The organism is Marinilactibacillus sp. XAAS-LB27 (genome assembly GCF_036039175.1).
Lineage (GTDB): Bacteria > Bacillota > Bacilli > Lactobacillales > Carnobacteriaceae_A > Marinilactibacillus.
In genome coordinates this window covers 87,678-111,327 of sequence record NZ_JAYXKP010000003.1, presented here as the reverse complement: position 1 = coordinate 111,327, position 23,650 = coordinate 87,678, and the positions used below count along the sequence as shown (strand labels likewise).

The 23,650-nt window shown below is 37.9% G+C and carries 19 protein-coding genes and 1 pseudogene; 19 read left to right on the top strand and 1 reads right to left on the bottom strand.

The window, feature by feature from the left end; translation table 11 throughout:
- Positions 1-11 precede the first annotated feature (11 nt).
- The 19 genes from VXN63_RS05440 to VXN63_RS05350 all read left to right on the top strand — a co-directional run bounded on the left by VXN63_RS05440 (position 12) and on the right by VXN63_RS05350 (position 21,916).
- Positions 12-980, top strand: a complete 969-nt coding sequence (locus tag VXN63_RS05440) for a pectinesterase family protein (protein ID WP_327756977.1) — start codon at positions 12-14, stop codon at positions 978-980.
- Positions 981-982: 2 nt separating this feature from the next.
- A complete protein-coding gene (locus VXN63_RS05435; RefSeq protein WP_327756976.1) occupies positions 983-1,414 on the top strand; it encodes a DUF4064 domain-containing protein in 432 nt (143 codons plus the stop codon).
- A gap of 11 nt (positions 1,415-1,425) precedes the next feature.
- On the top strand, positions 1,426-2,997 hold the full coding sequence (locus VXN63_RS05430; protein ID WP_327756975.1) for a glycoside hydrolase family 43 protein: 1,572 nt from the start codon (positions 1,426-1,428) through the stop codon (positions 2,995-2,997).
- Positions 2,998-3,015: 18 nt separating this feature from the next.
- Positions 3,016-3,804 (top strand): NAD-dependent epimerase/dehydratase family protein, encoded by a 789-nt coding sequence (locus VXN63_RS05425; RefSeq protein ID WP_327756974.1) that lies wholly within the window; start codon positions 3,016-3,018, stop codon positions 3,802-3,804.
- Between the two features lie 17 nt (positions 3,805-3,821).
- Positions 3,822-5,309 carry a tagaturonate epimerase family protein gene (locus tag VXN63_RS05420; RefSeq protein WP_327756973.1) on the top strand — a complete coding sequence of 496 codons (1,488 nt, stop codon included), beginning with the start codon at positions 3,822-3,824 and terminating at the stop codon, positions 5,307-5,309.
- An 18-nt stretch (positions 5,310-5,327) separates the two neighbouring features.
- Positions 5,328-6,749 carry a glucuronate isomerase gene (uxaC, locus tag VXN63_RS05415; protein WP_327756972.1) on the top strand — a complete coding sequence of 474 codons (1,422 nt, stop codon included), beginning with the start codon at positions 5,328-5,330 and terminating at the stop codon, positions 6,747-6,749.
- A complete protein-coding gene (uxuA, locus tag VXN63_RS05410) occupies positions 6,749-7,801 on the top strand; it encodes a mannonate dehydratase (RefSeq protein WP_327756971.1) in 1,053 nt (350 codons plus the stop codon). Before uxaC (VXN63_RS05415) ends, uxuA (VXN63_RS05410) begins: the two co-directional genes overlap by 1 nt.
- Positions 7,798-8,640 (top strand): SDR family oxidoreductase, encoded by an 843-nt coding sequence (locus tag VXN63_RS05405; RefSeq protein ID WP_327756970.1) that lies wholly within the window; start codon positions 7,798-7,800, stop codon positions 8,638-8,640. Before uxuA (VXN63_RS05410) ends, VXN63_RS05405 begins: the two co-directional genes overlap by 4 nt.
- Positions 8,641-8,808: 168 nt before the next feature.
- Positions 8,809-10,752 (top strand): fructose-1,6-bisphosphatase, encoded by a 1,944-nt coding sequence (locus VXN63_RS05400; protein WP_327756969.1) that lies wholly within the window; start codon positions 8,809-8,811, stop codon positions 10,750-10,752.
- A gap of 221 nt (positions 10,753-10,973) precedes the next feature.
- Positions 10,974-12,896: a BglG family transcription antiterminator gene (locus VXN63_RS05395; RefSeq protein ID WP_327756967.1), complete on the top strand. Its 1,923-nt coding sequence runs from the start codon at positions 10,974-10,976 to the stop codon at positions 12,894-12,896.
- A complete protein-coding gene (locus VXN63_RS05390; RefSeq protein WP_327756966.1) occupies positions 12,896-13,207 on the top strand; it encodes a PTS lactose/cellobiose transporter subunit IIA in 312 nt (103 codons plus the stop codon). Before VXN63_RS05395 ends, VXN63_RS05390 begins: the two co-directional genes overlap by 1 nt.
- A gap of 1 nt (position 13,208) precedes the next feature.
- Entirely contained in the window at positions 13,209-13,517 is a 309-nt protein-coding gene (locus tag VXN63_RS05385; protein WP_327756965.1) for a PTS sugar transporter subunit IIB, read from the top strand.
- A 25-nt stretch (positions 13,518-13,542) separates the two neighbouring features.
- Positions 13,543-14,826, top strand: coding sequence for a PTS sugar transporter subunit IIC (locus tag VXN63_RS05380; protein WP_327756964.1), 1,284 nt, complete (start codon positions 13,543-13,545; stop codon positions 14,824-14,826).
- A 19-nt stretch (positions 14,827-14,845) separates the two neighbouring features.
- A complete protein-coding gene (gene uidA / locus VXN63_RS05375; RefSeq protein ID WP_327756963.1) occupies positions 14,846-16,624 on the top strand; it encodes a beta-glucuronidase in 1,779 nt (592 codons plus the stop codon).
- Between the two features lie 168 nt (positions 16,625-16,792).
- Positions 16,793-17,842 (top strand): mannonate dehydratase, encoded by a 1,050-nt coding sequence (gene uxuA, locus VXN63_RS05370; RefSeq protein WP_327756962.1) that lies wholly within the window; start codon positions 16,793-16,795, stop codon positions 17,840-17,842.
- A 17-nt stretch (positions 17,843-17,859) separates the two neighbouring features.
- Entirely contained in the window at positions 17,860-18,696 is an 837-nt protein-coding gene (locus VXN63_RS05365; RefSeq protein ID WP_327756961.1) for an SDR family oxidoreductase, read from the top strand.
- A 46-nt stretch (positions 18,697-18,742) separates the two neighbouring features.
- Complete coding sequence (uxaC, locus tag VXN63_RS05360; RefSeq protein WP_327756960.1) at positions 18,743-20,146, top strand: glucuronate isomerase; 1,404 nt, start codon at positions 18,743-18,745, stop codon at positions 20,144-20,146.
- Positions 20,147-20,316: 170 nt separating this feature from the next.
- The gene (locus VXN63_RS05355) at positions 20,317-20,958 is read left to right on the top strand and encodes a bifunctional 2-keto-4-hydroxyglutarate aldolase/2-keto-3-deoxy-6-phosphogluconate aldolase (protein WP_327756959.1); all 642 of its coding nucleotides are present in this window, start codon (positions 20,317-20,319) and stop codon (positions 20,956-20,958) included.
- Between the two features lie 13 nt (positions 20,959-20,971).
- Positions 20,972-21,916: a sugar kinase gene (locus tag VXN63_RS05350; RefSeq protein WP_327756957.1), complete on the top strand. Its 945-nt coding sequence runs from the start codon at positions 20,972-20,974 to the stop codon at positions 21,914-21,916.
- A 135-nt stretch (positions 21,917-22,051) separates the two neighbouring features.
- Here VXN63_RS05350 and VXN63_RS05345 read toward each other — a convergent pair.
- Positions 22,052-23,401, bottom strand: a pseudogene (locus VXN63_RS05345) (PTS transporter subunit EIIC); the annotation flags it as partial.
- Positions 23,402-23,650 lie beyond the last annotated feature (249 nt).

Here is a 23,650-nt window from a genome sequence, read left to right as displayed (position 1 = left end):
ATGTGAGTGGAGTGATAATAGGAAAGCAAGATTTCTGTGACTTTCAAACAATCCAGTCAGCCGTTGAATACCTAGAAAAATTACCAAAAACGGATAGCTGGACTACGATGTATATTCTTGACGGAGTATATGAAGAGCGAGTCACTATGACTCTTTCAAAAATCAGATTGATCGGAATTGGACATGTCGTAATCAAATACAATGCTTATGCAAGGCAAAAAGATTCAAGTGGAATGGAAATCGGGACTTTTGAAACGGCCACAGTGCATCTCGAAGGAACAGATATCCATCTGGAAAATCTTACGCTAGAAAACACAGCAGGGCAAGGTGAAGTCGTAGGCCAAGCACTTGCCCTGTATGCAAATTGTGACACAAGTACCTTCAAAAATTGTCAGTTAAAAGCTCATCAAGACACTTTGTTTTGTCCGCATCTTCCCAGTGCTAGAAAAGATGGTTCTGCCTTTCAAGGGAAAAGAATTGCCTATGAACAGTATAGACAAGTCTTTTCTCAGTGTGAAATTGAAGGCACCGTTGATTTCATCTTTGGAGGGGCAACAGCCTATTTTGATCGATGCGTGATTAAAAGTAAGAACAGAGATTCAGGCAAAGAGAGCTATATTACAGCTGCATCCACACCAGAGAAGCAAGCCTTTGGTTTTGTATTCAATGAGTGCTTTCTTATTGCAGAAGCGGGTAGTTCCCAAGTTTATCTAGGACGTCCGTGGCGACCGCATGCTCACGTCCGCTTCCAGCAATGCTATATGTCTGGTCACATCCACATAGACAGGTGGCATGACTGGGGAAAACCAGAAAATAGAGAAACGGCTAGATTTGAAGAATACGGAACAATCCAGAATCAAACAAAGATAAAGAAGAAAGACAGTTGGTATACAGCGTCGGAATCGGTGGATCATGTACTAAAACTGTCGGATCTATTCGATCATACATTTTATAAAAGAGTAGAAGAGAAAGGGATTTGAAGATGAGGAGAAAAGCGGAAGCGATTATCGGGATGATTGGTGGAGTCCTTTCAATCATTATATTTGGAGGATTTTCAGCAACGATGCTCTCCACAGATAGAGATGTTTTTGAACAGACGTTATTTCCATTATTACCAGATGTTGAGCGTTTTAGTGGAGTCGATGAAGCGTATGAATTGATGACGCAGTTTTCAAACTGGATGGGGATTTTTTTGTTCTTGATGGCAGCAAGCCTTGCGGCAGCTACGGTACTAATCATCAAAAATAAAAAGCCTAAATTGGCCGGTTCTTTTTACGCTGTCTCTGGAATATGCCTCCTAATTGGAACACAAGGACTGGGTTTTATGTTCGCTTTTCTCTTATTTACTTCAGCGCTTTTATCTTTTATCAGAAAACACTTATCAAATGAACCAGAGAGCGTAACACAATCTTAGTGGAGGTTAGCATGAAACAGACCATACAAAATCCAATCCTAAAAGGATTCAACCCGGATCCTAGTGTCACAGAAGCGAATGGTAAGTACTACATAGCTGTCTCGTCTTTCGAATGGCTACCAGGCGTTCGTGTCTATTGTTCAGAAGATTTAGTGAACTGGACACATGAAACAGATATTTTGACAAATCAGTGCGATCTGAGAGGAAATCCATTGAATTGTAGTATTTGGGCACCACAAATCAGTTTCTCAGAAGGTACGTTTTACCTTGTTTATACGGATGTTAAAAGTACGAACCGACCGTTCAAAGATTGTCGAAATTATTTGATTACAGCAACGGACATCAATGGACCTTGGAGTGAGCCGATTTATTTGAACGGATCTGGTTTTGATCCTTCACTTTATCATGATGAAGACGGACGCAAGTGGATACTCAATGCTTTGTGGGATTACCGAATGACAACTTCCAACAAATCAAGTGGTATTGTTTTGCAAGAATATGATCCTGTGAAAAAACACCTGACAGGAGATTTTAAGAAAATATTTGACTGTACCCATCTAAAGAAAACAGAAGCACCTCATATCTACAAATTAGGAGCCTATTACTATCTGATAACGGCCGAAGGAGGGACAGGTATCAATCATTCGGTTACAGTAGCTCGATCAAAAAACATCGAAGGACCTTATGAAGTGGATCCGCATTTCCCGATGATGACATCGAGTGACCATCCAGACTGGCCACTTCAGCAGTCAGGACATGGCAGTCTGATCAAAACAAAAGAAGATGAGTGGTATATGGTTCATCTGGCAACAAGACTAATTGACGGGAAATATCCTATTTTAGGAAGAGAAACGTCTATACAAAAAGTTTACTGGGATAATTCGGACTGGTTGCGTTTAGAACACGGAGGAAAACTTCCAGCTGTTCAAGTACCTGTTCCAGAAAAATATACTGGAGAAGTTGAGCAGAGTACTTCTAGACTATTCAAAGACGTCTTTGATTCCGAAAAATTGAATAAAGAATGGAACACACTTCGAATTCCAGCTGATGAATCTTGGTTATCACAGAAGGTTCATTCAGGGAAATTGCATATGAAATCTGGAGAATCTCTTCAAAGTTTGTTTGATCAGCATATGATCGGAAAAAGACAGGAAAATTTCGAATTCACAGCGGAGACAAGTATGGATTTTGAACCAAAACATTATATGCAAATGGCGGGCATGGCGCTCTACTTAAGTGCGGAGACATACTTGTATGCTTATGTGACTTATGACGAACACTCCGGAAAAGTCTTGCGGATGATGCAATCAGTTGAAGGAAGTTTTCAATTGCTGGAAGACATTGTGGAGTTACCAGAAAACGAATCGGTAAAACTCAGAGTTGAAGTGGATCAGGTACGTGCACAATTTTATTATCAAACAGCAGATGATTCCGAGCCACAAGCATTCAGTTCCGATAAAGACATTTCCTTCCTGTCAGGAGGCTACACCGGAAACTTTATTACCTTATCTTGTCAGGATATGAATCAATTCCAAGGATGTTCAGCGGACTTTGATTATTTTGTTTATGAAGGCAAAGACTAAAAGAGAGGGTGAAGAGTTGTGAGTGAGCAAGTTCAGAAACAGACTTTAATGCTTACGGGTGCAACAGGACAAATCGGAAAAGTACTAACCCCACATTTAGCTGATACCTATCACTTGGTCGTTGTGGATAAAGATTTATCTGAATTAGACAAAGACCTAAGCAATAAGGTGAAAAAGGTTGAGTGTAATCTTTCTGATCCAAAACAAACAAAAGATTTATTGAAAGACATCGACTATGTTGTGCATTTAGCTGGAGATCCAAGGCCGGATGCAGACTTTTATGATTCTCTGTTGGATGCAAACTTTAAAGTGACATTCAATCTTTTCAAAGAAGCAGTAGAAACAAAGAGCGTTGAGCGAGTCATTTTCGCGAGTTCCATTCATGCGGTCGGAGGGTATCCTCTAGACACACAAGTTAACGTAGATATGATCCCAAGACCGGCAGATTTATATGGTGTATCCAAAGTCTATGCGGAAGTGCTGGCGAGTCATTTTGCCTTTAAGCATCAAAAGACATTTATTGGAATAAGGATCGGTGGTTTTGATGGTATAGAAGGGGAAAGTGAAACGCTAGAAAATTTGATCAAGTATCTATCGCCTAGAGATATGTGTCATCTAGTAGATCGATGTCTGAATGCTTCCTTGAAAAAACCATTTTTACTAGTGAACGGTGTTTCAGATAATACCTATAAACGACTAGATATTCAGGAAGCGCGTGAAACGATTCAATATGAACCTCAAGACAATGCTTTTGAACAATATGGTTTGTTTGAAAAAATTACAGATAATATAGGAAACATCAAATAAAACATTGGAGGTAAAAGATGAAGATCAAAGAAGGAACGCTCAGAGAACTTTTGAATACGAAACCAGCATATACACTTTACGAACGCTCGTTTAAACAATTAGAAGACAGTGAATGGGCAATGGTAAAAGAGGGGTTAGAGAAAAAACTACTGGTGTCAGGAAAGCAATCTGTATTGGACCAGCTTGAAGGCGAAATGATTTCAGAACAGATCAAACTGTGTCCGACAAACTACCAAAACCGTTTAGTTCTGAACAAGTACTTCGACTGGACAGTACCGAAAGCCTTTGGCAACAAAGTAACCACAATTGGATTAGGGGATCGCCTGGGATTAGCTTCTCCAGGACATATCTCAGCAATCAGAGACAAAAAAGCGAAGCCGATTCTTGCACAACAAAGTATACGAGAACTGACACTGATGGACCGAACGATTGATGATATCGTAGATGCAGCAAGTTACGCAGTATTTCAAGAAGATTATCAAGATGGATTTGGTGCAGATGGGGATCATCTGAAAGAAGAAGCCGATATCAAGCGTGCACTGGATGCGGGTATGACGATGCTGACGCTGGACTGTTCCGATCACATTGAAAATGCAGTAGCCAATTATACAAAAGAAGAAGTTCAAGCACATTACGATGAACTTCCAGAAGATGAGCGTACAGGATACGAAAAACGTTATTTAGATCAAACGTTCCATATCCATAGCTTTGACCTCTCTTTTTCAAAAGAAGCCTTGATGTTCAATGTACTATTGTATAAAAAAGCCTTGGATTTCACAGTGTTTGTTTTCGATGAATATGTACAGAAAGCAAATCAGGAAATTGATTTTGAATTATCGATCGATGAGACAGAGACAGTAACGAGCCCAGCTTCGCATTTCTTCGTAGCCAATGAACTGGCAGAGCGAGGCGTGAAAGTGAATAGCTTGGCACCAAGGTTTATAGGAGAATTTCAAAAGGGTGTTGACTACATGGGAGAGCTGGATCAATTTGAAGCGGACTTCAAACAACACGCTGAAATTGCCAAGACATTAGACTATAAAATCAGTATTCATTCAGGTAGTGATAAATTCTCTGTATTCCCAATTATCGGTAACCATACTGAAGGACTGTTCCATTTGAAAACAGCAGGAACGAACTGGTTGGAAGCTATGCGGGTACTGGCGCAAACTGAACCTGAACTGTACCGAAAAATGCACAGCTATGCTTTTGAACATTTCCCAGAAGCTCAGAAATATTATCATATTACGCCAGATCTGTCAGGCATTCCTGGATTAGATAAAGTGAATGATGCAGAACTTCCAGAATATTTGAACGACCGTAATGCCAGACAAGTTCTACATGTGACTTACGGCGTATTACTGACAGCAGAAACGAATGAAGGACAGCCACTATTCAAGAACATCTTCTTTGAGAAAATGAAAGAACGTGAAGAAGAATATAGACGAACACTGACTGAACATATTGGAAAACATTTAGAAACCTTAAGGATTCCAAACCAATAAGATAGAAGGACTGATTAGATGTCATTTATAGATAAAGACTTTATGCTGCTGAATGAAACAGGAAAACATCTCTATCATGATTATGCTGAATCTATGCCGATTTTTGACTATCATTGTCATTTGAGTCCACAACTAATAGCTCACAATCATGAGTTTGAAACAATCACAGAAATCTGGCTGGCTGGCGACCACTATAAATGGAGAGCCATGCGCGCTAATGGCATACCGGAAGAAAAAATCACAGGCAATGCTTCCCCAGAAGAGAAATTCAAAGCTTGGGCGGAAACGACTGAAGCAACCATCGGAAACCCTCTTTATCACTGGACGCATCTTGAATTAAAAACCTACTTTGGAATAGAAGAAACCTTGAACAGCCAGAACTGGAAAGAAATCTATGACAAGATGAATCAAGTGATTCGAGAAGAAAAATTAACTACTCAGAAATTGATCCAAAATTCGAATGTGACCTTTGTAGGCACAACGGATAGTCCAACAGATTCTCTGAAATACCATGACCAGATCGAGCAAGATACTGCATTTTCAGTAACAGTTGCCCCTTCTTTCCGACCTGATGAAGCTTTTCATATTCAGGACGAAAGATTCAGTGGGTTCTTGGAACGAATGGAAGTTATTTTTGGAGAGAAGCCAGCAACGTACAATCAACTAATGGAACAATTAAGTGAACGTGTAGACTATTTTGATAAAAGAGGCACCTTAGCTTCAGACCATGCGCTCGATAAAATGATCTTTGAAGAAGCAAGTGAAGCAGAGATAGAAACAATTTTTCAAAAAGCCGTTAAGCAAGAAGCTATTACAGAACTTGAAAAAGATCAGTATCTGACTAGAATTTTAATTGACTTAGCGCATCTTTATCACGAAAAAGGTTGGGCGATGCAGATTCACTTTGGGGCTCTGCGTAATGCGAATCGTTACTGGTATGATCGTTTAGGTCCGGATACGGGATTTGATTCAATCATGGATTCAGTTGGAGAAGCTAAAGCGCTGAATCAATTACTCGACGAGATGGCCTATACAGATTCACTGCCTAAAGTGATTTTGTATAATTTGAACCCGACTCAAAATCATATTGTAGCGAGCGCAGCCAGTAATTTCCAGACTAATGACGAAGGCATCAAGAGTAAAGTGCAATTTGGTGCTGGCTGGTGGTTCAATGATACGGAAGCGGGTATGTTGAAACAGATGGAGGCACTGGCAGATCATGGTCTACTGATGAATTTTGTAGGTATGCTGACGGATTCCCGTAGTTTCTTATCTTATCCGCGCCATGATTACTTTAGAAGGATTTTGTGCGACTTTATTGGAAAACAAGTAGAAGAAGGCAAGTACCCTAAAGATGAAAACTTATTAAAACAAATGATTGAAAATATCTGTTACAACAATGCCATAAATTATTTTAGAAAATCAGGAGGACAAGTATGATGGAAATGACATTTCGCTGGTACGGCAAGGAAGACCCAATCTCACTAGATTACATTAGACAAATACCGAACATGAAAGGGATCGTATCTGCCATTTACGATGTACCTGTAGGAGAAGTATGGTCACCAGGAAAAATACAAGATCTAAAAGAGACGGTTCAAGCAGCCGGTCTGGAACTTTCCGTTATTGAAAGTGTTCCTGTTCATGAAGACATCAAGCTAGGAAAATCAACTAGAGATCAATATATTGAAAACTACAAACAAACGATTCGAAATCTAGGAAAAGCTAATATTCCGGTTATTTGTTATAATTTTATGCCTGTATTTGACTGGACACGCTCTGATTTAGCGTTTGAATTAGAAGATGGCTCAAAAGCTTTAATATTCGATGAGGCAGAAGTCAATAAAATGGATCCACGCGAATTATCTCTTCCTGGCTGGGATGAAAGTTATACAAAAGAAGAACTTAATCAATTATTGGATGACTATAAAAAAGTAGATGAGAATCAGTTATGGGAAAATTTAGCTTACTTTATTAAAGAGATTATACCGGTTGCTGAAAAAGCAAATGTGAAAATGGCCATCCATCCAGATGATCCTCCTTACAGTATCTTTGGATTGCCTAGAATCATTACAGATAAAGAGGCTTTAAATAGATTTGTAGACTTATATGATAGTCCAAGTAACGGCGTGACTTTATGTGTCGGTTCATTTGCTTCTGACCCTAAAAATGATGCAGTGGATATTCTAAAAACGATGCTGGATAAAGACCGCGTTAACTTTATGCATACGAGAAATGTAAAATTAGTCGGTGGTAAGTCTTTCCAAGAATCAGCCCACCTTTCTTCAAAAGGCTCTATTGATATGTATGAAGTGATGAAAGCCTTAGTTGAACACGACTATGCCGGTCCGCTTCGTCCCGATCACGGAAGAATGATTTGGGGAGAAGAAGGCAAGCCAGGATATGGATTATTTGATCGGGCACTGGGTGCGACTTACTTGAATGGACTGTACGAAGCTTGCGTGAAAGTCAAAGGAGGACAAACGTCATGAGCCAAAACAAACATGATTTCACAGACAAAATCGTTGTTTTAACAGGTGCGGGAGGCGTGCTAGTCTCTCAATTCGCTAAAGCTTATGCTGCTGCTGGAGCAAAAGTGGCGCTACTGGATTTAAATAAAGAAGCTGCTCAGGTGAATGCAGACGAAATCAACAGTATGGGTGGGAAAGCATTCGCTTATGAATGTAATGTATTGAAGAAAGAATCGATTGAAGTTGCGCGAAAAGCCATCGAACAAGATCTAGGAAAAGCAGATATTCTCATCAATGGCGCGGGTGGAAACAACCCACGAGCAACAACAGAAAATGAGTTTCACGAAACAGAGGGTCTTGAAGGAGTCAAAACATTTTTTGACTTGGACGAAGATGGAATTTCTTTTGTATTCAATCTGAATTTTCTGGGTACTTTACTTCCAACACAGGTATTCGCAAAAGATATGTTAGAAAAAGAACATGCAAGTATATTAAATATTTCGAGTATGAATGGTTTTACACCATTAACGAAAATCCCGGCTTACTCGGGAGCGAAAGCAGCCATTTCAAATTTCACAGAATGGCTTGCGGTTCATTTCGCACACGTTGGCATCCGAGTCAACGCGATTGCGCCTGGCTTTCTTGTAAGTAATCAAAATCGATCTTTGCTTTTCGATGATTTGGGAGAACCAACTGCGCGCGCAAACAAAATTTTAACTAACACACCTATGGGAAGATTTGGGGAAGCAGAAGAACTCATCGGGGGCGTACTTTACTTAACGGATGAAAAAGCAGCAAGTTTCGTTAATGGCGTCGTTTTACCTATTGACGGTGGGTTTAATGCTTATTCTGGTGTTTAACCTCAACGCTATACAAATTTCTGATGGATTATCCAAAGAACCAATAGATTAATCGATTTAGAAAAAGGAGTTTCATCTCGGCGTAAAAATCGGTCGATTGGAAACTTCTTTTTTTGAAGTGTTATAATGAACCAGACTAAATGAATCTATAAAAAAGGCTGGTATGATATGAGAGAAAACAAGTACTTAGAATTATTAAATGAAAAATTCGAACACCCAGAAGCCATTTATACTGAACTGATCAATCTGGAAGCGATACAGAACTTACCTAAAGGAACGGAGCTCTATTTGTCTGATGTCCATGGCGCAGATCAAGCTTTTAATCACATTTTAAAAACAGGCGCCGGAAACTTAAGAGAGAAAATCGGGAGCTTTTTTAATGAAGACTGGACCGTAGAAAAAATGGACTGGTTTAACTTATTTATCAGTTATCCTGAAGAAGCTTTGAAAAATAGCGAACACGCGCAGCAAAAAGATAAAGATTGGTACATGCAGATGATCAGAGACTTGATCGACTTCATGCAGTTCTGTGCGGTCAAATATACGCGCTCCAAACTTAGAAAAGCTTTACCGGAAGAATACAGTTATGTAATTGAAGAATTACTTTACACGGATTTATCCCAAAATGAAAAAGACCTTTACTACAATAATATCCTTTATAGACTGATCAGCTTAGGACAAGCAGAAACCTTTATGACCAAGCTTTGCCAAGTAATTCAAAGACTGGTCATCGATCATTTGCATCTTGTCGGAGACATCTTTGACCGAGCAAGCGGAGAAAAAGTTGTTATGGAGAGACTAATGACCCATCATTCTATTGATATCCAGTGGGGGAACCACGATATTCTCTGGATGGGCGCGATGTACGGGTCTAAGGCGAACTTAATCACAATGCTTCGAATTGCTGCAAGATACGGTTATTTATTCGAATTAGAAAAGACTTACGGGCTGAATCTTAGACCGCTTTTCCTCTTTGCGGAAGAACAGTATGGGATTCACGAAAACTTCAAGCCAAAAGTCGTCGAACCGACCAATACGTTCCAAGAAGAAAGCGAAGAACTGTTGACTAAAGTACATCAAGCACTTGCTATCATTCAATTCAAACTTGAAGGACAAATCATCAAACGAAGACCGGATTTTGATATGAATGATCGATTGTTATTAGACAAGATTGATTTTGATAAAGAAGCCATCACACTTGACGGTAAAGAGTATACTTTGAATCATTTTCCAGTAAACCAAATTCAAGAAGATGATCCTTATCAATTGAACCTGGAAGAAGAACATATTGTTCAAACGCTACTGGAAAGTTTTCAACAGTCCGAAAAATTAGTGAGATACATGAAATTTCTTCTAAAAAAAGGCAGTATGTATTTAGTCTATAATGGACAGTTACTTTACCATGGCTGTATTCCTTTGACAGAGTCAGGAGAGTTAGACTCATTTACTTTTGAAGGGGTGTCTTTGAAAGGGAAAGACATGCTCGATAAGTTTGAAGAATATATTCGAACAGCTGCTTCATCCAGATCCGAAACAGAAGATTACGCTACAGATCTTCTTTGGTATTCGTGGACAGGGAAAAAATCGCCTTTGTATGGAAGGGACCGTATGACCACTTTTGAAAGATACTACATCGATGATGACTCGGTTGCACAGGAAAACCGTAACCCATATTTCAAACTTCGAGATAATGAAAAGGTCATGACAAACATTTTAAATACATTTGATCTTGATTCAGCGGATGCAAAAGTGATTAATGGACATACACCTGTCAAAGCTAAAAAAGGAGAGTTACCTGTCAAAGCAAACGGAAGACTTGTTGTAATTGATGGAGGGATGAGTGCGGCTTATCAGGAATCAACAGGTATTGCAGGATATTCCTTAATCAATAATTCTTATGGATTTCAGATTGTAACACATCAGCCATTTGAATCGGTTCAGGCACTATTTGAAAAACAAAAAGACGAAACGAGTCTAAAGCATATTATTGACGGTAAACTTGAAAGAAAACTCATCAAGGATACGACAATTGGAGAAAGCCTCCAAGAACAAATCAATGATCTTCAAAAACTGCTTTATTATCTGAAACGCAAATCTTCTAGTAGTGTATAAAGTAATGCGCATGTCTAAATGAAAAAATGCCTTTAACCTATTAGATCAGCAAAACGATCGAATAGTTAAAGGCATTTTTTTACAGTAATACGTATTGATGTTTTTTTTACAATTTAAACTGTTCAATTATAAACTTTTAAAAAATGAGAGCGTTTTATATACTTGGTTTATAGATATCTATGAGCAAGCAAAACCGGCTCCAAGAAGAGGTGAAATAAATAATGAGAGAAAAAATACTAGTTGATCTCTTATTGAACTGCAAGGAACCAATTAGTTTAGCCGATATAGCAAAAAATCTCAGTTATTCTGAAAGTACAATCAGAAAACTAATCAAAGATACAATAATTACCAGTGAAAAAAATGGATTTATCATTGAGCTGAGAAAAGGAAAGGGGTATACCCTTTCGGTACAAGATGAAAAACAATTTACACAGTATCAAGATGAACTAAGTAGCGAAATTGACGTACTAAATTCTGATCAACGTTTAGAGGCGATTTTGTTTCATATTCTTCAAGCAGATGGATATATCACACTAGAGGAACTAGCTGAACGTATACTTGTAAGCCGTTCCACAATTACGAAAGATTTGGTATTTGCAAAGAAAAAATTAGCAGAATACCAGTTGGAACTAATTAAAAGACCACACTATGGTCTGAAAATAAAGGGAAAAGAATTAAATACAAGAAAAGCTTTTTCCAGATATGTCTTGCACTCAACGATTTACTTAGAGCCTACTGCTCAGTACAAAAACTTTTTAAAAAATTGTGAAACAGGAAAATTAAGTGAATTTTTGAGAAATTTGATTGATCGAAAACAAATTTCAGTAAGTGAAGTCATTTTTGAGAATTTATGTACTCATTTGAAGATCATTTTGTTTAGAGCTATGCAGAACAATTATATCAAAGAAGAACAAATCAAAATTAAACAAGTAGATGAGATTTTTGAAGAAACAGCTTTTGAACTAGCAGATTGGATTGAGAGAGAGTTTGGCTTGAAATTACCAAAAGCAGAAGTCGACTTTTTAGCGGCTCATCTTAGTGCTAAATCCAAGACAAAGGAAATCAAAGTTAGAAGTCAAGATCGATTATTTAAAGATCTGAAAGAGATTTTAAATGCATTGGATGAAGAGTTTTTAACCAATTTTTCTAATGATCCAGAACTCATTTTGGGACTTTCACTTCATATATATCCTTTGCTGGAAAGACTATATTATAATCTGCAATTAGAAAATCCATTAGTAGATGAAATGAAATTGAAGTACACAAACGTGCTAGTTGTTTCATTTAGATTTGGTGAATTGATTGAAGAAAAGTATGGTTACACGCTGACTCGTGATGAAATCGGTTATATTGCTCTTCACTTGGCAGCTCATTTTGAAGGAGAAAAGCAAAATCTTCTCGATAAAGTTAAGCGAATCGTTGTCATTTGTTCAACCGGTGGCGGTAGTGCACATCTAATTAGACTTAAGCTGGAAAAATTATTTTCAAGTGCTTTGATTATGACTGTTTCAAATAAAAATATAGCAGCTTTTAAGGAAGACTTACCAGACCTATTTTTATCGACCATTCCGATGGAAAAAGAATTCCAAGGTGTTCCAATTATTCAGATAAAGAATTTTCTTGATGATATGGAAATCAAGCATATAAAAGATTTAACAACACAACAAATTTCCGCTAGAAAGATGAATTCAAGAGTTGTCGGATTAAGAGATTTGTTTTCTAAGGAGTATCTCAACATCCAAAAAAATGGACAATATCTAGATATGATTCGAGAACAATCAGATAAAATGGTTCAGAATAAAATTGCTTCTAAAGATTTTACAGAGCTGGTCATGGAAAGAGAGCAACGATTCTCGACAATATATGATAAAGGAGTCGCAGGTCCACATCCTATTAGTTTAGGCGCAGGTCATAATGTAGTGGGTGTAACAATTCTAAAAGAACCTATCAAATGGCAGCAAAGAGAAGTTCGAATCATATTTTTAATTAATTTAAAAAAAGGACACTTATTCTTGCATAAAGAAATCAGTCGTTTTCTAGCAGTGTTAATGGATGACGAAAAATGGATCGCAAGAATTACCCAGATTCAGTCATTTGGAGAATTTATAACAATCATAGATGAAATGATAACGGAGGATCAGTAATGAATAACGAGCAGGAAATCATGCAAATCATTGTTCACGGCGGAAATGCAAGGTCGAAAGCATTGATGGCAGTGAGAAGTAGTAGAGAACAGGATTTTGAATTAGCAGATGAACAAATAGCGGAAGCAAAAGAAGCAATGGGGATAGCACATAAGGTGCAAACAAAATTGATTCAAGCTGAAACTAGAGGAGAAAAAATAGAGATTAACTTATTGATGGTTCATGCACAAGATCACTTGATGAATGCGATGACGGTGGTTGATTTAGCAGTAGAAATGATAGCAGACAAAAAAGAGAGAGTGGGAAAATAAAATGACTAAAAGTATATTATTAGCGTGTTCAGGTGGATATTCAACAAGTATGTTAGTGGAAAGAATGAAAAAGGTAGCCAGTGAAAAAGGTGTAGATGTAGTGATTGAAGCTACTGCTGAAAGTAGTATTGATACATTTGCGGATAGTATCGATGTTATTATGTTAGGACCACAAATGGCCCATGCAGAAAAAGATTTGAAAGCGAAATATGATCTTCCGATAGCAACAATCGACATGATGGATTATGGAATGATGAATGGTGAAAAAGTTCTGAATACGGCATTGAAATTAATCGAAGGAAACCAATAATCGATTTCTAAGGAGAAGAGAAAACATGAAAGAAAGATCAGAAGGATTTTTAGATAAAACTAGAGGTTTAACAGAGAAAATATCAAGAAATATCTATTTACAAGCTGTTTCTGAGTCAATGATGTCCATTTTAGGGTTGATGATATTTGGTTCAATCATTATCATTTTCCAAGCTTTTCCAATTGCTAGTGTAGCAGAATTTTTTGCCAACGTAGGCTTAACACCAATTTTTGCAACCATCAATACCTTTACAATTGGTTCGATATCTCTTTACCTAGTTTTTTTAATCACACGGAATCTGGTTAAAAAATTACTTAAAGAAGATGGTGTGGCAGCCGGTATTATGGGATTGATGTTCTTTCTGATTCTTACACCACTAGGCGACATCGTACTCGAAGAATCATCTGTTAGAGCCCTCCCAGTAACTTGGATTGGGACATCTGGAATGTTTACAGCAATTATCGTAGGACTTTTCGTCGGAAGAGGGTACACGTTTGTTAAAGAAAAAAACTGGACGATTAAAATGCCTGAAGGTGTACCGCCGATGGTATCCCAAACTTTCGAAGCTTTAATTCCTACATTTTTACTTGGAACAATTGCTGGAATGATTGCATGGGCATTCAGTTTGACTGGGTTAGAAACATTTCATCAAATGATTTTCCAATTTATCCAGACACCACTTCAAAGTGTTGGTAGTTCGATCTGGGCAGTAGCAGCAATCATTGCATTCCAACAATTACTTTGGTTCCTGGGAATGCACGGAACAAATATTATTGCACCAGTCGTAACACCGCTTTGGTTGTCCTTGAATTTACAAAACTTGGAAGCGTTCCAAGCAGGTCAGCCGTTACCACATATCGTAACAGCTTCTTTTGTAAATATCATTTGCTGGAGTGGTTCAGTATTTGGACTAGCATTACTGATGAACTTTGCTAAAAGTAAGCGATACAAAGAGATGGGTAGATTAGCAATAGTCCCAGCTGCTTTCGGAATTACAGAACCAGTTATTTTTGGTACACCATTAGTATTGAACTTCAAAATGGCGATTCCATTTATTACAAATAACAGTATTGCATTATTACTTGCTTATTTTGTAACGAACATTGGTCTTGTAGAAAGAGTAATTGGAGCACAAGCGATTTTCGGCTTACCATTAGGATTCCACGCTTCTGTTGGTGGACACTGGACAATTATTGTTATGCAGATTGTGATTCATGCAGTATTATCTCCAATCTTATGGTACCCGTGGTTTAAACGTATTGATAATGAAGCTTACGCATTAGAAGCTAATTTAGAAAACAACAAATAAAAATTAATGGAGGAATTGCATGCTATTTCCAATTCAAACAACAACCAGAACATTGATCGATCTTTCAGGAACTTGGGATTTCCTACTTCCTGAAAAAGGGCAAGTAGTGGATCCAAATAAGAAATTACCAAATAGTATCACGATGGCTGTTCCGGCATCATTCAATGACCAGATTACAGAATCAAAGTTAAGAGATTATGCTGGGGACATTTGGTACGAAAAAAATCTATTGATTCCTCAGACTCTTGAAGATCAGCGCTTAGTCTTACGTTTTGGTTCAGTATCCCATACTGCAAAAGTCTATTTCAATGGAAAACTTATTGTAGAGCATATTGGAGGGTTTACGCCTTTTGAGATTGAATTAGATAAAGCCTTAATGCAAGAAAACAATGACCTTAAAGTTTGTGTTTCCAGTATTCTGGATTCTTCAACATTACCGAATGCGGTTCACATAAAAAATGAAAAAGAAGAAAAAGTACTTCCTTTATTCGACTTCTTCAACTACAGCGGAATTCATCGCCCGGTCAAGTTATATTCTACACCGCAAACTTATATAGAAGATATTATTGTGAAATATAACGTGGAAGGTAAATCCACAATAATCGAACCAGAAGTTTCAATAACCGGTGACTACAAAGAACTGGAACTGGAATTATTTGATGAAGAAGATGCGCTTTTACTTCAAACGACTAGTGGTCAGATGACTTTGGAAAATACACGTTTTTGGGCACCATTGGATGCTTATTTATACAAATTGAAAGTCAAAGTAAAAGATGAACAAGGAAAAACAATTGATACGTACACGGAAGAGTTTGGAATCCGTACATTCAAAGTTGAGAATGACCAATTTTTGATCAATGGTAAACCATTTTACTTCCAAGGCTTTGGTAAACATGAAGACTTCCCAGTACTTGGTAAAGGAATGAATGAAGCGGCTTATAACTATGATTTCAACTTAATGAAATGGATGGGAGCAAATTCACTTCGTACTGCTCACTATCCATATGCTGAAGAATTTATGAGAATGGCCGATAGAGCGGGTATTGTTGTAATCGATGAAGTTCCTGGAGTAGGGTTGTTCTCCAGATTTAATCCAGATGTAACTAAAAACCAAGGTGCTGCTGGTAATACTTGGGAAATCGTAAAATCGTTTGATAATCACAAAAAAGTGATACAAGAATTGATTGAAAGAGATAAAAACCATGCGTGTGTGGTTATGTGGGCTGTAGGAAATGAACCTGCTGCACATCAGGATGGCGCTAGAGAATACTTTGAGCCATTAATCAATCTTGCTAGAGAATTGGATTGGAATGACCGACCTGTCATTATTCCAAATATTGTTAATGCAACTCCGGATACAGATCTTCTAGCAGACCTGGTGGATGTTATTTGCTTGAATCGTTACTACGGGTGGTATATTGATCATGGAGATCTGGATGCTGCCAAAGTTCACTTAAAAGAAGAAATAGAAAAATGGCGTGAAAAGTATCCTGATAAACCAATCATGTTTACAGAATTTGGAGTAGATACGATTCAAGGATTGAGAAGTATTCATGACATTCCTTATACAGAAGAATATCAAGTCAACTTCTTTAAAGCGCAGTTTGAAGTGATTGATCAGCTACCTTACTTTATAGGAGAGCACATCTGGAACTTTGCAGACTTTGAAACACTACCATTTATTAGAAGAATTGATGGAAATAAAAAAGGTGTCTTTACAAGAGAAAGAAAGCCTAAAATGATTGCACACAGCTTGAAAGATCGCTGGACAAGTACAGATTATTTTGGAATGAAATAGTTGCATCAGAATAAGAGTGCGTATCAGTAATATGCGCTAGTGATAAGAGGTGTGATGGAATAACCGGCTAAACAATGCGGTCATGAACATCACACCTTTTATTGATTAAAAGCTAATGTTAGATTTAACGGATTGTAATAATAATAACCATAATAGGAGGAAAAAAGTATGAAGATGAGTTTTAGATGGTATGGAACAGAAGATGCCATATCTTTGGAGTATATACGCCAAATACCCAATATGAAAGGAATCGTTTCTGCAATTTATGATATCCCAGTTGGAGAAGTGTGGCCGCTTGAGAAAATTGAATCTTTAAAACAGACAATTGAATCTGCAGGTCTAGAGTTATCTGTGATTGAAAGTGTTCCAGTTCATGAAGACATTAAACTTGGGAAACCAACTAGAGATCAATATATCGATAACTATAAAGAGACCATTCGTAATCTAGGAAAAGCGGGTATTCCGGTAGTATGCTATAACTTTATGCCTGTATTTGACTGGACACGTTCCAATTTAGCCTATCCTCTTGAAGATGGTTCTACAGCCTTGATTTTTGAAGAAGAAGAAGTCAATAAGATGGATCCTAGAAAACTTTCACTTCCAGGATGGGATGAAAGTTATACAGAAGAAGGCATCAATCAACTGATGGATGAATACAAAGAAGTAGATGAAGAACAATTATGGAGTCATTTAGAGTACTTTATTCAAGAAATTATACCCGTAGCAGAAGTAGCTAACGTAAAAATGGCCATTCATCCAGATGATCCTCCATACAGTATATTTGGATTACCCAGAATCATTACAGGAAAAGAAGCATTGAACCGTTTCATTAAAATGTACGATAGCAAATATAATGGCGTAACGTTATGTGTCGGTTCATTTGCCTCTGATCCTAAAAATAATGCCGTAGAAATTTTAAGAGACATGTTAGAGAAAAACCGAGTCAACTTTGTACACGCTAGAAACGTGAAATTAACCGGAGGTAAGTCATTCCAAGAGTCAGCTCATCTGTCCGAAAAAGGATCAATAGATATGTTTGAAGTTGTTAAAGCTTTGGTAGAACATGGCTTTGAAGAGTCGATCCGTCCAGACCATGGCAGAATGATCTGGGGAGAAGAAGGAAAACCAGGGTATGGACTTTATGACCGTGCACTAGGTGCGACTTATCTAAATGGATTATACGAAGCAAATGTGAAAATTTTAGATCAGAATCGATAAAAAGGGGCGTAAACAAAATGATAAAGCACGATTTTAAAGATAAGATAGTAGTATTGACAGGTGCTGGGGGCGTTTTGATTTCTCAGTTTGCTAAAGCCTACGCAGATGCAGGTGCCAAAGTAGCTTTATTGGATTTAAATAGAGAAGCTGCTAAAAGAAATGCAGATGAAATCAAAGCATCAGGTGGAATAGCCTTTGCCTACGAGTGTAATGTATTAAAAAAACAAAGTATTACAGATGCTCGAAATCAAATTGAAAAAGATTTGGGAACGGCGGATATCCTTATCAACGGAGCGGGTGGAAACAGTCCTAAAGCTACAACAGATAATGAATTCCATGAAGAAACTGGTTTAGAAGATGTCAAAACCTTTTTTGATTTAGATGAAGAAGGGATATCTTTTGTATTTAATTTGAACTTCCTAGGTACACTTTTACCTACACAAGTATTTGCTAAAGACATGATTGGAAAAAAAGGCGCTAGTATTTTGAATGTTTCAAGTATGAATGGATTCACACCGTTAACGAAGATTCCTGCTTATTCAGGTGCTAAGGCAGCTATTTCTAATTTCACAGAGTGGCTAGCCGTACATTTTTCTCATGTAAATATTAGAGTGAATGCTATTGCACCAGGATTTTTAGTAAGCAATCAGAACCGTGGGCTTTTATTTAATGAAGATGGAACACCTACAGCTAGAGCAAATAAAATTTTATCAAATACACCTATGGGGCGATTTGGAGAAGCTGAAGAACTGTTAGGAGGCGTGCTCTACCTTACTGATGAGACGGCTTCAAGTTTCGTAAATGGTGTAGTTCTGCCAATTGATGGAGGATTCAACGCTTATTCAGGTGTTTAATATACTTTAATAGTGTAAAAAGTAGATCAGGAAGGAAGCATCTAGAATGAATTTCATACACGCAGATTTTATGTTGAATAATAAAACAGCTAAGCACTTATTTCATGACTACGCTAGAGATTTGCCTATATTTGATTACCACTGTCACTTGTCGCCAGAAGAAATTGCAAAAGACCATGCATTCGAAAATATCACTGAGTTATGGCTTTCAGGTGATCACTACAAATGGAGAGCGATGCGTGCAAATGGTGTTTCTGAAGAAAAAGTGACCGGATCAGCTAGTCCAAAAGAAAAGTTTCTAGCTTGGGCAAATACGGCAGAGAATGCGATTGGCAATCCTTTGTTTCACTGGACGCAACTGGAACTGAAAAAGTATTTTGGCATTGAAGAGTTACTTAATAGTGACAACGCGGAACAAGTTTATGAAAAAATCAATAAAAAAATCGAACGTGAGTCTTTGACAGCACGTAAATTTATTCAAGAATCTAATGTAGAGTTTATCGGAACAACAGATTCACCTTTGGATTCACTTGAGTTTCATGAACAGATTGCTGAGGATGATTCATTTGATATCACTGTAGTTCCTGCATTTAGACCAGATGAATTTTTCCTGCTGAAAAAGAGCACAGTGAAAAAATTAGAAGAAATTTGTGGACAGAAAGCTTACTCCTATAAATTATTTATTGAAATGCTCGAAACTAGAGTAGAGCACTTCGACAAACATGGATCAGTCCTGTCAGATCATGGATTGAATGAATTAATCTATAACGAAACAACTTCTGAAGAAATTGAGCATATCTATCAAAAAGTATTAGAGGGACAAACGCTAACAGCGATTGAGTGTAATCAATGGACCACTAGACTTCTTATTGATTTAGCTCAGATGTATGCAAAAAGAGATTGGGTCATGCAAATTCATTTTGGGGCAATTCGCAATGCGCATAGTCAGTTGTTTACTGAATATGGCCCAGATGCTGGAGCGGATTCCATTGCCGACCAGCCTTATCTCGCCGAGAACTTGAATGCTTTATTAGATGCCATGAATAAAAAAGAGGCTTTACCTAAGATGGTTCTTTATAACTTGAATCCAGAATATAATGCAATTGTAGCTAGTACAGCTGCTAATTTTCAGTCCAATGAGCAAGAAATAAAGAGTAAGGTACAGTTTGGATCGGGCTGGTGGTTCAACGATACAGAAAAAGGGATTCTTAGACAATTAGAAACTTTATCGGATCATGGTATGCTTATGCATTTCGTTGGGATGATCACTGATTCTAGAAGTTTTATCTCGTACACAAGACATGAATATTTTAGAAGGATTTTATGTAACTATGTGGGTGAACAAGTAGAGCTAGGTAAGTTTCCTGAAGAAGAAAGCTTATTGAAAAAGCTCATTCAGAATATCTGTTATTTCAATGCTAAAGCTTATTTTAAACCAAGAAGCTCCTAATAATTATGGAAAGTAGTGCTAGCGATGTCTAGGGCTACTTTTTTTGAAATTATAAAGCAAGAAGAATTGGATTGGTTTTTTGTTCCTTTAAGAGACCAATCTCTATTGAGTCAGTATACCGAGTAAGGTATACTAGATATTAAGAAAACGCTAACTATTAGGAGGCAATCATGACTAAGAAACAAGCTATTTTGTCAAAACTGAAAGAGAATTACTTATTTGCCGTAATTAGAGGGAACGCTGCTACTGAAGCAACAGAAATTTCTGAGGCTGTATATGAAGGTGGCATCAAGAATATCGAAGTAACGTTTACGACACCTCAGGCGGACGAATCTATCAGAGACCTTTCGAAAAAATATGAAGGAACAGATATGGTTGTTGGAGCAGGAACCGTTATGGATGACATTACAGCGCGTATCGCTATTATTGCTGGTGCGGAATTCATTGTTAGTCCTAATTTCGTCCCTGAAATCTCTAAAGTTTGTAATACTTATGCCGTACCTTACTTACCGGGATGCGCGTCTGTAACGGAGATCACAAGTGCTATGGCAACTGGTGTTGAAGTCGTCAAAGTCTTCCCAGGAGGAATCTTAGGACCCGCGTTTATTAAAAATGTTCATGGACCGATTCCTCAAGTAGAAATGATGCCTTCAGGCGGCGTTAGTCTAGATAATATGCATGAATGGGCTGCGAATGGTGCTTGGGCAGTAGGTATTGGTAGTGCACTAACACAAAACCTTGCAAGCGATGGCTATACAAGTGTTACTGAAATGTCTAAGAAGTTCGTAGACAAATATAATGAAATCAAATAAGGTGGTGGACTGAATGACAGACGTACTATTACTAGGAGAACCGATGGGGTTGTTTTCTGCAACAGAATACGGGTCATTGAAAGAAGCCACTTCTTTTAACAAATCAGTTGCTGGTGCAGAGATCAATGTAGGAATCGGTCTTTCAAGATTGGGACACACAGTCCAATATATTTCAAAACTGGGCAAAGATCCAATTGGTGAGTATATCTACGAAGCACTTGAAAAAGAAAAAATCGGCACCGATTATGTCACATTTGATGAAGACCATCAAACAGGGTTAATGTTGAAAAATAAAGTCAAAGATGATGATCCTGACACAGCTTACTATAGAAAAGGGAGTGCCTTTTCTACCTTGTCAGTTGAGGACATAGATCAGATTGATTTCGACCAAATCAAAGTACTTCATGTAACCGGTATTCCGCCGGCATTGAGTGCATCTGTCAGAGAAGTGACCGAGCACTTGATGATTAAAGCAAGAGAAGCAGGCACTTTTATCACATTTGATCCAAATTTAAGACCTGCACTCTGGGCGTCAACAGATGAAATGCTAGAAGTTTTGAACACTCTCGCAACGTACGCAGATGTTGTTCTACCCGGTATTTCTGAAGGAGAAACATTGATGGGGTCTTCAGAAATTGAAGATATTGCACGTTTCTACCATGAAAAAGGTGCTAAAGTTGTGATTACTAAGAGTGGAAGCCAAGGCGCTTTCGTCTCTGAAAAAGGACACGAAACAGTCAATGTACCAGGATTTAAAGTGAAAGAAGTTATTGATACAGTTGGAGCTGGAGATGGTTTCGCAGTAGGCATTCTTCATGCTTATCTAGAAGGCTTGAGCTGGAAAGAAGCTGCAAAGCATGCGAATGCAATCGGTTCTCTGCAAGTTCAACATGCTGGAGATAATGAGGGCTTACCTACAAAAGAGGCTTTAACAACATATTTAAATGACCATTGTTAACATAGAAAAAGCTTAGCTGTCCCAACAATGTGGGTAGCTAAGCTTTTTTTACGATAAAAAATATACGCCCTTTTTACTCTCAATTAAAAAGGACGCATATTTGTGAATCGATTATTTAGATGTTTCAGTTGTTTTGGGTACGAGCATATAAGTGATCGCAAACGAAACGGACAGTGCGATGATCATACCGATAATGATAAAGATAAAATATTCTCCAACGTAAGCTGGTAAGCTGAATACACTGGATAAAATATAACCGTAGATTCTCACTCCGAAGAAGCTGATGAAAGCAGAAGCAATAGAACTACCTATCGTAGCTGCAATAAAGGCTTTAGCATTTTTAGTTAGAATACCGAACAATGCTGGTTCTGTAATTCCCAAGAATCCAGAAACGACTGCTGACAGTGCAATACTTTTTTCTTCTTTGGTATTTAGTTTCACGTACATCGCAGCAGTTGCTCCGGTGATAGACATGTTCGCCATGAACATCATTGGCATAAGCATGTCGTATCCTTGGTTGGCGAAGTTTTGAAGTGCGATAGGCGTCATTGCATGATGTAAACCTGTAAAGACTGCAATTGGTCGAATACCACCAACGACGATTCCTGCTAAGATTGGAGAAACACCAAACAGCCATTCAACACCAGCTGCTAGCCAGTTCCCTAAATAAATACCTGCTGGACCGATAACGACAAGTGTTAATATACCTGCTACAAATAGAGATAAAGTCGGTGTAAAGACCGTTCTGAGAACTTCTGGAAGGATCTTATCAATGAATCGGTGGATATGACTCAACGCCCAGATTGCAATAATGATTGGAATAACCGTTCCTGCGTAACTAAAGACTGGAACAGGCAAAAATCCAAACAAGTTGAACTGATCAATAACACCTTCAGCTACAGCGTTCGTCATAGCCGGTACTTGTAAACTTGCTGCTATAGCAATTGCCAAGTATTGATTCGTTTTGAAAATTCTTGCAGCAGATGCTGCTACAAAGAATGGTAAGAAGGTGAAGACACCTTTTGAAATCATATCAATAACAATATAAGTGTGAGATTCATTGCTGATAATATTGAGCGCACTCAACCCTGACATCAATCCCATAATCATACCGGCACCAGCAATAGCAGGAACGATTGGTCCAAATACGCCTGAAACGATATCCATAAAAGTAGAAATCAATCCTTTGCGTTCTGTAGGCTCATTTGAATCAGCACCAGCTGAGGATTCTTCTGTATCCATTCCTAAAAGTGATGCGACCGTCTCGTAGTACTCGGTTACATTTGTTCCGATGACAACTTGCAGCTGCTCGTTTTTATGATTTGTACCAACAACGGCTTGTTCTTTTAGTAAGGCGTCATGGTCTACGATATCGTAGTTCTTTAGTTTGAACCTCAATCTCGTCATACAGTGCCAGACGTTTTGGATATTTTCTTTTCCCCCTACATTTTCAATGATGCGTTTCGCAACATCATGATGTTTCATATACCTCTTCCTTTCCCTATTGGATGTGTCCGTTTACAGTTAGAATCATAACAAATAAAAAACCATCCGTAAACCAGTCCTAAACTGAATAGATTTCTTTAAAAACGTTGATACGTTAAGGTTTTTAAAGAAGCAGAGCTTCAATTGGAATGGTATTAATGGTGTAATGGGCTGTTTATCAGTCCAAATTGACAGCGTTCTATCCTTCGTGTTCTAATACTAGTAGATCAAAGATTAGCAGGAGAGGAA